The following is a 10,053-nucleotide window of genomic DNA, read 5'->3' on the forward strand; positions in this document are numbered from 1 at the left end:
CGATCCTACCTAGCGTGAGTGCGTGCGCGGACGCAGCGCCGGGCTCCTGTTGCTGGTCCTGGCCGTGATGCTGACGACTCTGCCGGGGCGGGTCGAGGCGGCGATCACGACGCCCTTCACCACCCGGTTCGACGTGAACGCGAACGGCTCGATCCTTCTGCGCGGCAACGCGAACCTGACCTGCCCGGTGAACATCCTCACGCCCGCCTGCGCCGCCGCGCGCAACGGTGTCGGCTCCACCGTGGGCGAGGACCTGAACGACAACGGCTATCCGATGATCTACACCGACACGGACGGCGACCCGGCGACCTTCAACGACAGCACCGCGACCGTGGCCATGCCGGCCGGCAGCACCGTGCTCTTCGCCGGCCTCTACTGGGGCGCCGACCCGAGCGCGGGCAGCGCCGTCGCGGGCCTGCTGGGCGGCGCGGCACCGGCACCGTCCGACAAGAACAAGGTCCTTTTTCGTACGCCTACCGGCGCGACCTGGAACCAGGTGACCGCCTCGAGCCTCTACACGATCACCGCCAACGGCCCCTACCAGGGTTTCGCCGACGTGACCCCGCTGGTGGCCGGAGCCGGCGACGGCGTGTACGGGGTGGCCAACATCCAGTCCGGCCGCGGCGCCGACCGGTACGCCGGGTGGACCCTCGTCGTCGCGTACCGCAATCCCGCCGAGGCCCTGCGCAGCCTGCGGGTCTACGACGGGTTCGGCTCGATCGCCTCGGGCAGCGTGAGCATCCCGGTGACCGGCTTCGAGACGCCGCACACCGGTACGGTGCGTGCCGAGGTCGGCGCCGTCGCGTACGAGGGTGACCTGGGCAAGACCGGCGACGGGCTGCGCCTGAACGGGCAGTCGCTCAGCGACCCGGCGAACCCGGCGAACAACGTGTTCAACAGCACGGTCAGCGACGACGGGGTGAGCGTCGGCGGGCGCAACCCGAACCACTCCAACCTGTTCGGGGTGGACATCGACAAGTTCGACGCGTCCGGGGTGCTCGGCAACGCCGCGACCAGCGCGACGCTGACCATGACGACGGCGGGCGAGACCTACTACCCGGGTGTCGTCACGATCGCCATCGACCTGTACGCACCCAGGATCGTGACCACGATGACCGCCACCGACCTCGACGGCGGCACGCTGGTGCCGGGCGACGAGATCGAGTACCGGATCGCGGTCCGCAACGACGGCAACGACATCGCCGACGGTGTCACGCTCTCCGACGCGTTCCCGCTCTACACCACGTATGTTCCCGGCTCGCTCACGGTCCAGGGCGTACCGGCCAGCGACGCGGCCGACGCCGACGGCGCACAGGTGGCCGGCGGTGCGGCTGTGTTCCGGCTGGGCAGCATCCCGTATCTCGGCACCACCTACGTCACCCTGAGGGTCAAGGTCGGGCTGGACGCGCCCGCCGGGTACGCGATCAACAACCTGGTGAACGTCAGCTACACCGGCCGGACCACGAGCGTGAGCGTCGCCGCGGCGGGCGGTACGGCGGCGACTCCCGTGCTCCAGCCGGCCGCCGACCTGTCCGCCGGCCTCTCCGTCACCCCGGCTCACGTGCAGCGGGCCACGGCGCCGCACGGTGTCGCGTACACCGCGTCGGTGACCAACCTCGGCCCGCAGCCGGAGCCCGCGGCCCGCGCCGAACTGACCCTGCCCACCGGGATCACCCCGGGCGCCCTGCCCGGCACCTGCACCGCGTCCGGCCAGGTGGTCACCTGCCTGCTCGGGCCCCTGCTCCCCGGGCACACCGCGAACGTGTCGATCCCGGCGGACGCGAGCGCGGGCGCAGTCGCTGACGCACTGGCGACGCTCACCGCCGCCGGTTCCGGCAAGGACACCGTGACCGCCAACAACTCGGACTCCACCACGCTGGCGGTCAACTCGCCGCCACAGCCCGCCGCCGACAGCGCCGGCACCACGAACGGCATCCCGGTGACCGTGGACGTACGCGCGAACGACACGGACCCCGACGGCTCCCCCGGCGACCTGACCGTCTCGATCACCGCACAGCCGTCGCACGGCACGGCGGTGGTCGATGCGCTCGGCATCGTCACGTACACCCCGGTGCCGGGCTGGACCGGCGCCGACGCTTTCCCCTACGAGGTGGACGACGGCGACGGCGGAACCGGCACCGCCACGGTCACGGTGACCACGGCGAATGCCCTGCCGGTGGCGAACGACGACGAGATCAACACGCCGCCCGCCACATCGGTGGTGGTCGCGGTGCTCACCAACGACACCGACCCGAACACCGGGGACGTCCTCACGGTCGTCGGTGCCGGCCAGCCGCAGGCCGGCGCCGGTTCGGTGATCCGGCTCGGGCCACTACTCACCTACACACCCGATCCGGGCTTCGCGGGCCGGGCGCACTTCACCTACACGGTCGAGGACAGCCACGCGGGGCAGGCAGTCGGCAACGTCTACGTGGACGTCGCCAACTCCGCCCCGACGGCGGCCGACGACGCGGATTCCACGCCGCACCACACCGACGTGCTGATCGATGTCCTGGCCAACGACACCGACCCGAACCTGCTCTTCAACGACGTACTGAGCATCTACGCGATTGGCGCTCCGAGCGTCGGCACCGCCACCCTCGACACCGGAAAGATCCGGTACCAGCCGCCCACCGGGTTCGCGGGGACCGTGAGCTTCTCGTACACGATTCGCGATCTGGGCCTGGCGAGCGCGACCGCGACCGTCACGGTGACCGTGCGCAACGCCCCGCCGGTCGCCGCGGATCAGGCGGTCGGCACCGGCCACGGGCAGTTCCAGGACATCGACGTGCTGACCTCCGCGACCGATCCCAACCCCGCCGACCTCGCCCTGCTGCGGGTCAGCGGCACGACCAACCCGGCACACGGCACCGCAGTGGTACGCGCCGACGGCTCCATCCGCTACACCCCTGACCAGAGGTTCTCCGGCATCGACCAGTTCGACTTCACGATCGACGACAGCCACGGCGGCGTCGACACCCGCCGGATCACGGTGACCGTGGCGAACGGGCTGCCGGTGGCCCGGCCGGACGCGGTCACCGTGCAGGCGGGCGTGCCGCTCGCGATCGACGTCATGGCCAATGACGACGACGATCCGAACGGCGAACCGGTGACCGTCACCGTCACGGCCCTTCCCGCACACGGCACCGTGCTCATCGGGCCCGGCCGCAAGATCACTTACACACCGGCCGGGACGGGCGCCGACCGGTTCGACTACACCCTGAGTGACGGGCACGGGTCCTCCACCGCCACCGTGACGATCGGCGTGGTGAACTCGGCGCCGATTGCCCGGCCGGACTCCGTCGCCACCGACACCGGCACCCCGGTCACTGTGGACGTGCTGGCCAACGACGACGACCCGAACGGTGACCTGCTCACGCTGGTGGGAGCCACGGCAGCGGGGCACGGAACGGTCGTCCGCAACTTGGACAAGACCCTCACCTACACGCCGGCGCCGGGCTTCTACGGCACTGATGCGATCGTCTACGCGATCGAGGACCCGGCCCGGCTCGCCGCGTCGGCCATCCTGACCATCACCGTGCGCAATGCCGCGCCGGTCGCCGTCGACGACAGGTTCGTGGCTCAGCCGCAGGTGATCACGCAGGTGAACGTGCTGGCCAACGACTGGGATCCGAACACCGGGCAGGTGCTCTCGGTGGCTTCGGCGGGCCCGGCGAGCAAGGGCGCCGTGGTGCTGAACCCGGACGGGACGCTCACCTATCGGTCGGGCGTGGGGAGCGTCGGGCAGGACACGTTCACCTACGTGGTGAGTGACGATCTCGGGCGTACCGATGTGGGGATGGTGACGATCGGCATCAACGGGCCACCGATGGTGGTGCCGGACTCGGCGTCGACCGCCTATGTGACGTCGGTGCTCGTTCCGGTGCTCGACAACGACAGTGATCCGGAGTCGGATGCGCTGACCGTGGTCTCGGTGGGGACACCGGGGCACGGGATCGCGGTGATCAATGCGGATGGCACGGTGGGATATACGCCGGCGGCTGGGTTCAGCGGGACGGATTCTTTCGGGTACGGCGTACGCGATGCCGTCGGCAACACGGCGTCGGGGCAGGTCAGCGTGGTGGTGACACCTCCCCCGTCGCCCTCTTCGTCCCCGTCGCCCTCGCCGTCTTCATCACCGTCTCTGCCGCCTTCGCCGTCTTCGTCCCCCTCCTTGCCGTCGTCCCCACCCACGTCGGTGCCTCCGCCTTCGCCTTCGCCTTCTCCTCCGCCTTCGCCCTCGCCTCCGCCTTCGGAACAGCCGCCTGCGGTGCCGGACAAGGCGGCGGCCACGAAGCCCGGTGCGCAGGTGGCCATCCCGCTGCCCGCCGTCGATCTCAGCGGCAAACCGGTTACCGTCGTCGCGGTCGGCACGCCGTCACACGGCACGGTGGTCCTCAACGCTGACGGAACGGTCACCTACACGCCGGCCCCCGGATTCAGCGGGACTGACACGTTCATCTACACCGTCATGGACGCCTACGGGAACATGGCCCAGGCGTCGATCGTGGTCGAGGTGGGCACACCCGTTCCGCCCACCACACCGCCTCCGCCGGCCTCACCGCCGGTGAATCCGCCGCCGGGCCTGCCGAACCGCGCGCCGACAGCTGCCGCGGACACGCTGAGCGTCGACGCCGGTGACCGGGTGACGTTCCGGCCGATGCGCAACGACACCGACCCGGACAGCGACCGCCTCGCGATCGTGGACGTCAGCCGTCCCGCGCACGGCACCGCGGCCGCGAAGGCGGGATCGATCACCTACACACCCGCGGCGGGCTTCGCGAGCGGGACCGACACGTTCACCTACACGATCGGCGACGGCCGGGGCGGCGTCGCCACCGGAACCGTCACCGTGCGCGTCAGGCCCGCCCGGGACCTTCCGACGACTGGCTCCGACGTGCGGGCCGTGATCCGCCTCGGCGCCGCCGCCGTGATCACCGGGATCGTCCTGCACCGGGCCGGCGACATCCTGCCCCGGCGCCCCGGCCCGAGCAGCGAAAACCCTCCGCAGAACTAGACAGCCTCGCTGCCTCGCGGCCCCCGGCACAGCCCTCACGCCCAGCTGAACCTTCGCGGCTGGCGCTCAGTGCTGACTCGCCGCCCGGGCATGCAAAAGGGCGGGCCGCTCGCGCGACCCGCCCTTTTTACGACTGGACTCAGAAGTCCATGTCACCGCCGCCCGGGGCGCCGGCCGGAGCCGGGTTCTTCTCGGGCTTGTCGGCCACGACGGCCTCGGTGGTGAGGAACAGCGCGGCGATCGACGCGGCGTTCTGCAGCGCCGAACGGGTGACCTTGGCCGGGTCGATGATGCCCGCGGCCAGGAGGTCGACATACTCGCCGTTCGCAGCGTTGAGACCGTGGCCGGCCTCCAGGTTGCGAACCTTCTCCACCACGACGCCACCCTCGAGGCCGGCGTTCACGGCGATCTGACGCAGCGGGGCGTCGAGCGCGACCTTGACGATGTTGGCACCGGTGGCCTCGTCGCCCGCCAGGTCCAGCTTGTCGAACGCGGTCTTGCCGGCCTGCACCAGCGCGACGCCACCACCGGGGACGATGCCCTCTTCGACGGCCGCCTTCGCGTTGCGAACGGCGTCCTCGATGCGGTGCTTACGCTCCTTGAGCTCGACCTCGGTGGCCGCGCCGACCTTGATGACCGCAACGCCGCCGGCCAGCTTGGCCAGGCGCTCCTGCAGCTTCTCACGGTCGTAGTCGGAGTCCGAGCGCTCGATCTCGGCGCGGATCTGGTTGACCCGGCCCTGGATCTGCTCGCCGTTGCCGGCACCGTCGACGACGGTGGTCTCGTCCTTGGTGATGACGACCTTGCGGGCCTGGCCCAGCAGGCTCAGGTCGGCGGCGTCCAGCTTGAGGCCGACCTCTTCGCTGATGACAGCGCCACCGGTCAGGATGGCGATGTCCTCCAGCATGGCCTTGCGGCGGTCACCGAAGCCCGGGGCCTTGACGGCGACGGACTTGAAGGTGCCACGGACCTTGTTGACGACCAGGGTGGCCAGGGCCTCGCCCTCGACGTCCTCGGCGATGATCACCAGCGGCTTGCCCGACTGCATGACCTTCTCGAGGACCGGGAGCAGGTCCTTGACCGCGGAGATCTTGCTGTTCGCGATCAGGATGTAGGGGTCGTCGAAGACGGCCTCCATGCGCTCGGCGTCAGTCATGAAGTACGCCGAGATGTAGCCCTTGTCGAAGCGCATACCCTCGGTGAGCTCGAGCTCGAGGCCGAAGGTGTTGCTCTCCTCGACGGTGATGACGCCTTCCTTGCCGACCTTGTCCATGGCCTCGGCGATGATCTCGCCGACCGTGGAGTCACCGGCGGAGATGGACGCGGTGGAGGCGATCTGCTCCTTGGTCTCCACGTCCTTGGCGAGCTGCGAGAGAGCCTCGGAGACGCTCGCCACGGCAGCCTCGATGCCCCGCTTCAGGGCCATCGGGTTGGCGCCGGCTGCGACGTTGCGCAGGCCCTCGCGGACCAGCGCCTGAGCGAGGACGGTCGCCGTCGTCGTACCGTCACCGGCGACGTCGTCGGTCTTCTTGGCGACCTCCTTGACCAGCTCAGCGCCGATCTTCTCATACGGGTCCTCGAGCTCGATCTCCTTGGCGATGGATACACCATCGTTGGTGATCGTGGGGGCGCCCCACTTCTTCTCGAGAACCACGTTGCGGCCCTTGGGGCCGAGGGTCACCTTGACCGCGTCGGCGAGCTGGTTCATGCCCCGCTCGAGGCCCCGACGAGCCTCCTCGTCAAATGCGATGATCTTGGCCATACGGCGTTGTCCTCCCGGACATCCGCGGCGCCGGGCCTCTTCGGCCCCGCTCTCCGCACGTTGAGGAACGTCTGTGGACGTCACCACCTGGCGATGTGACGTCCTCAGGCCGAGCCGGATAGCCCGCGACGACCGGTTTCGTGCCGTGGCGCCGATGGCAGCGCAACGACCGGAACCCCACCGTCCCGACCTGCTGGCACTCACTAGCCGCGAGTGCCAATCACTTGTTTAGCACTCCCCGGTGGCGAGTGCAAGAAACCCCATCTTCCCGCGAAACCAGCGGACCGGCCGGGCTTTCCCTGTAAAGATCTTGAGGCCCAGGTCAGGACCGGTTTACGTCAACCGGGTTGCCGCACGTCACACCGGGCGGTATGGAGTACGGCATGGAGAACTGGACGGTTCGACGGGTCACCACCGCCGACGCGGGACGGATGCGCGCCCTGCGCCTGGAGATGCTCGCCGACAGTCCGCTCGCCTTCCTGGAGACGCTGGCCCAGGCGGCCGCCCGCCCGCACGACAGCTACCGGCAGCGGATCACCCATTCCGCGAGCGGCCCGGACACGGCGCAGTTCATCGCCGACCCCGGTGGCCCGCTGATCGGCCACGCCGGCGGCACCATCGTCGCGGACGAGCCCGACTGCACCGTCGTCTTCGCCGTCTACCTGACCCCGGCCTACCGGGGCGGGAAGGTGCTGCCCCAGCTGATCGACGCGGTCGCCGACTGGTCGGCGGCGGCGGGGCGCACCGAGCTGATGCTGGAGGTTGTCGTGGGCAACGATCGGGCCGTCCGGGCGTACGAGAAGCTCGGCTTCACCGACACCGGAGTGCGGCTGCCGCACCCGACCGTTCCGGCGCTCGCCGAGCTGCAGATGCGCAGGCGGATCTGATGGCCGGCCGACGCTGGCACGCGACCCGCTCGGTTCTCACCGCGGCGAACGGGACGACCGGTGCGGGCCTGCTGCTGGCGATGCTGACCGGCGCCCGGGTCCGGCGGGGCCGCGACGGGGTGCTGATCGCCGAGGGCTACCGGCTACCCGTTCCGCCGGCCTCCTGCTTCACCGTCGGCTCCGTGATCATCACCAAGCGGTCCGCGGAGTGGCTGCTGGCCGACAAACAGGCGAACCTGCTGGCCCACGAGTGCCGGCATGCCAGCCAGTACGCGGTTCTCGGCCCGCTGTTCTGGCCGGCCTACTGGCTCGCATGCGGCTGGTCGATCTCGCTGACCAGGTCGTTCGGCGTGCGCAACTTCTTCGAGAAGCGGGCCGGGCTGCTCGACGGCGGCTATCCGGAGCAGGAGCCGCTGCGCCCATGGGTGCACCGCGCACTGCGGCGCCGGTGAAAAATTTGGTCGGGAGGACGGACGCACAGTGCCTCCGGCCGTAGCCATTGGGTCAGCACTGGGTCGTTGGGTCCCTCGGAGATTGTCGCCAAGCTCAGGTGAGGGGCCTCGTACGGCGTCGCGTCCTCCCGCGTAGAGCATCCTGCCGATCCGGAGATCGGAGTGCAAGTCCTCGGAGGAGGTATTTCTCGACAACCGGCAGAGAACCGGTTACAGAGAGCTATCCCAGCAGGCCGGCCTCACGGGCGCCCCGCAACGACGGCTTGATCGTGTGAGTCGGTCCAACCTGGCCGGCAACCGCGTCGAGCGTCTTCAGACCCTCACCGGTGTTGAGGACGACGGTCTCCTTGGCCGGATCGATCTTGCCGCTCGCGACCAGCTTCTTCAGCACGGCGATCGTGGTGCCGCCCGCCGTCTCGGCGAAGATCCCGGTGGTCTCCGCGAGCACCCGGATGCCCTCACGGATCTCGTCGTCGTTCGCGTAGTCCATCCAGCCGCCGGTCCGCTTGACCGCCTCGATCGCGTACGGCCCCGCGGCCGGGTCGCCGATGTTGAGCGACTTCGCGATGCCGGTCGGCTTCACCGGAACGATCACGTCGGTGTCGGCGTGCAGCGCGGTGGCGATCGGGTTGCAGCCTTCCGACTGGGCACCGAACACCGCCCAGCCACCCTCCGGCGCCTCGACGAGTCCGATCTCGACCAGCTCGGAGAACGCCTTGTCCACCTTGGTGAGCAGCTCACCCGAGGCCATCGGGATGACCACCTGCGCCGGGATACGCCACCCCAGCTGCTCGGCCACCTCGTACCCCAGGGTCTTGGAGCCCTCGGCGTAGAACGGCCGCACGTTCACGTTGACGAACGCGGTGTCCTCGAACTCGTCGGTCTCCACGAGCTCGCTGCACAGCCGGTTCACGTCGTCGTAGGAGCCTTCGATCGCGACGAGCTCCCCGCCGTACACCGCGGTCGTGATGATTTTGCCCTGCTCCAGATCGGCCGGGATGAAGACGATGCTGGGCACCCCCGCACGGGCCGCGTGCGCGGCGACCGAGTTGGCGAGGTTACCGGTGGAGGCGCAGGAGAACCTGTTGAAGCCCAGCTCCTTGGCCGCGGTGAGCGCCACCGACACGACCCGGTCCTTGAACGAGTGGGTCGGGTTGGCCGAGTCGTCCTTCACCCACAGCGGCGCACGCAGGCCCACTGCCGCGGCCAGCGCCGGCGCACTCACCAGCGGTGTCAGACCGGGGTCGAGCGTCACCCGGGTGGCCGGGTCCTGGCCGGCGGGCAGCAGGCCCGCGTAACGCCAGATGTTCTGCGGGCCCGCCTCGATCTGGGCCCTGGTGACCCGCGCGAGCGCCGCCTCGTCATAGGCAACCTCGAGCGGGCCGAAACATTCGTAACAGGCGTGCTGCGCGGCAAGCGGGAACTCCGCACCACAGGCACGACAGATCAACCCCCGAGCAGGCGAAGTGGGGGCGGGTGCGGTGGCAGCGGGGGTAGTGGCAGCTGGGGTGGTGGCAGCGGGTGTGCTGACGGCAGACGTCATCGAGGCCTTCCTCTCATCTTTCCCCGCGGCGACCTGCCAAAACGGGGACGGAATTAGCACCTGCCGCGCGCGGCCTCGTCATCGAGACATGCACGGTGGTTGCCGGGGCGTCAACGGGCCGTTCCCTCAGCCCCTCTGGATGAGGTATTCAGTTGTTCCCCACACCCTACGACGAGATTCGCCCAATACCACCCGGGTGTGAGAGAGGTCCTTGCCTCATTTTCACGGTTGCGCTCTTGGCGATGCCCTGCTCAAGTCCAAGATCCAAAGACAAGATCAAGGGCACCCTGTCGTAGCCGGGTGGTGGGTGCGGATCGCTGCTCATTGGTGGAGCCTTGTTGTTGCCCGGCCCGTAGGGTCGGGTGGCATCTGGGCCGTCGGGTCACCGCCCA

Annotated in this window: 5 protein-coding genes and 1 riboswitch; of the genes, 3 read left to right on the plus strand and 2 right to left on the minus strand. The window is 69.6% G+C overall.

What is annotated here, in order from left to right; all coding sequences use genetic code 11:
* The first annotated feature begins 22 nt into the window (after positions 1-22).
* Positions 23-5,017: an Ig-like domain-containing protein gene (locus tag ACFQV6_RS43020; protein WP_378033512.1), complete on the plus strand. Its 4,995-nt coding sequence runs from the start codon at positions 23-25 to the stop codon at positions 5,015-5,017.
* Positions 5,018-5,156: 139 nt separating this feature from the next.
* Here the strand turns inward: ACFQV6_RS43020 and groL are convergent, their stop codons facing one another.
* A complete protein-coding gene (gene groL / locus ACFQV6_RS43025; protein WP_378033513.1) occupies positions 5,157-6,779 on the minus strand; it encodes a chaperonin GroEL in 1,623 nt (540 codons plus the stop codon).
* 383 nt (positions 6,780-7,162) lie between these two features.
* On the opposite strand from groL, the gene ACFQV6_RS43030 reads away from it, so the two are divergent.
* Positions 7,163-7,666 (plus strand): GNAT family N-acetyltransferase, encoded by a 504-nt coding sequence (locus ACFQV6_RS43030; protein WP_378033514.1) that lies wholly within the window; start codon positions 7,163-7,165, stop codon positions 7,664-7,666.
* Entirely contained in the window at positions 7,666-8,118 is a 453-nt protein-coding gene (locus ACFQV6_RS43035) for a hypothetical protein (RefSeq protein ID WP_378033515.1), read from the plus strand. The genes ACFQV6_RS43030 and ACFQV6_RS43035 overlap by 1 nt, the downstream gene beginning before the upstream one ends.
* Positions 8,119-8,338: 220 nt before the next feature.
* Here the strand turns inward: ACFQV6_RS43035 and thrC are convergent, their stop codons facing one another.
* Entirely contained in the window at positions 8,339-9,661 is a 1,323-nt protein-coding gene (thrC, locus tag ACFQV6_RS43040) for a threonine synthase (protein ID WP_378033516.1), read from the minus strand.
* 10 nt (positions 9,662-9,671) lie between these two features.
* Positions 9,672-9,807, minus strand: a riboswitch (SAM riboswitch).
* Positions 9,808-10,053: the final 246 nt, after the last annotated feature.

This window comes from Actinoplanes sp. GCM10030250, from assembly GCF_042666575.1.
Classification (GTDB): Bacteria; Actinomycetota; Actinomycetes; order Mycobacteriales; family Micromonosporaceae; genus Actinoplanes.

Bases quoted from the DNA above. Each gene is read 5' to 3' on its own strand.
- groL (WP_378033513.1), bottom strand. From the start codon at position 6,779: ATGGCCAAGATCATCGCATTTGACGAGGAGGCTCGTCGGGGCCTCGAG.
- ACFQV6_RS43030 (WP_378033514.1), top strand. From the start codon at position 7,163: ATGGAGAACTGGACGGTTCGACGGGTCACCACCGCCGACGCGGGACGG.
- ACFQV6_RS43035 (WP_378033515.1), top strand. From the start codon at position 7,666: ATGGCCGGCCGACGCTGGCACGCGACCCGCTCGGTTCTCACCGCGGCG.
- thrC (WP_378033516.1), bottom strand. From the start codon at position 9,661: ATGACGTCTGCCGTCAGCACACCCGCTGCCACCACCCCAGCTGCCACT.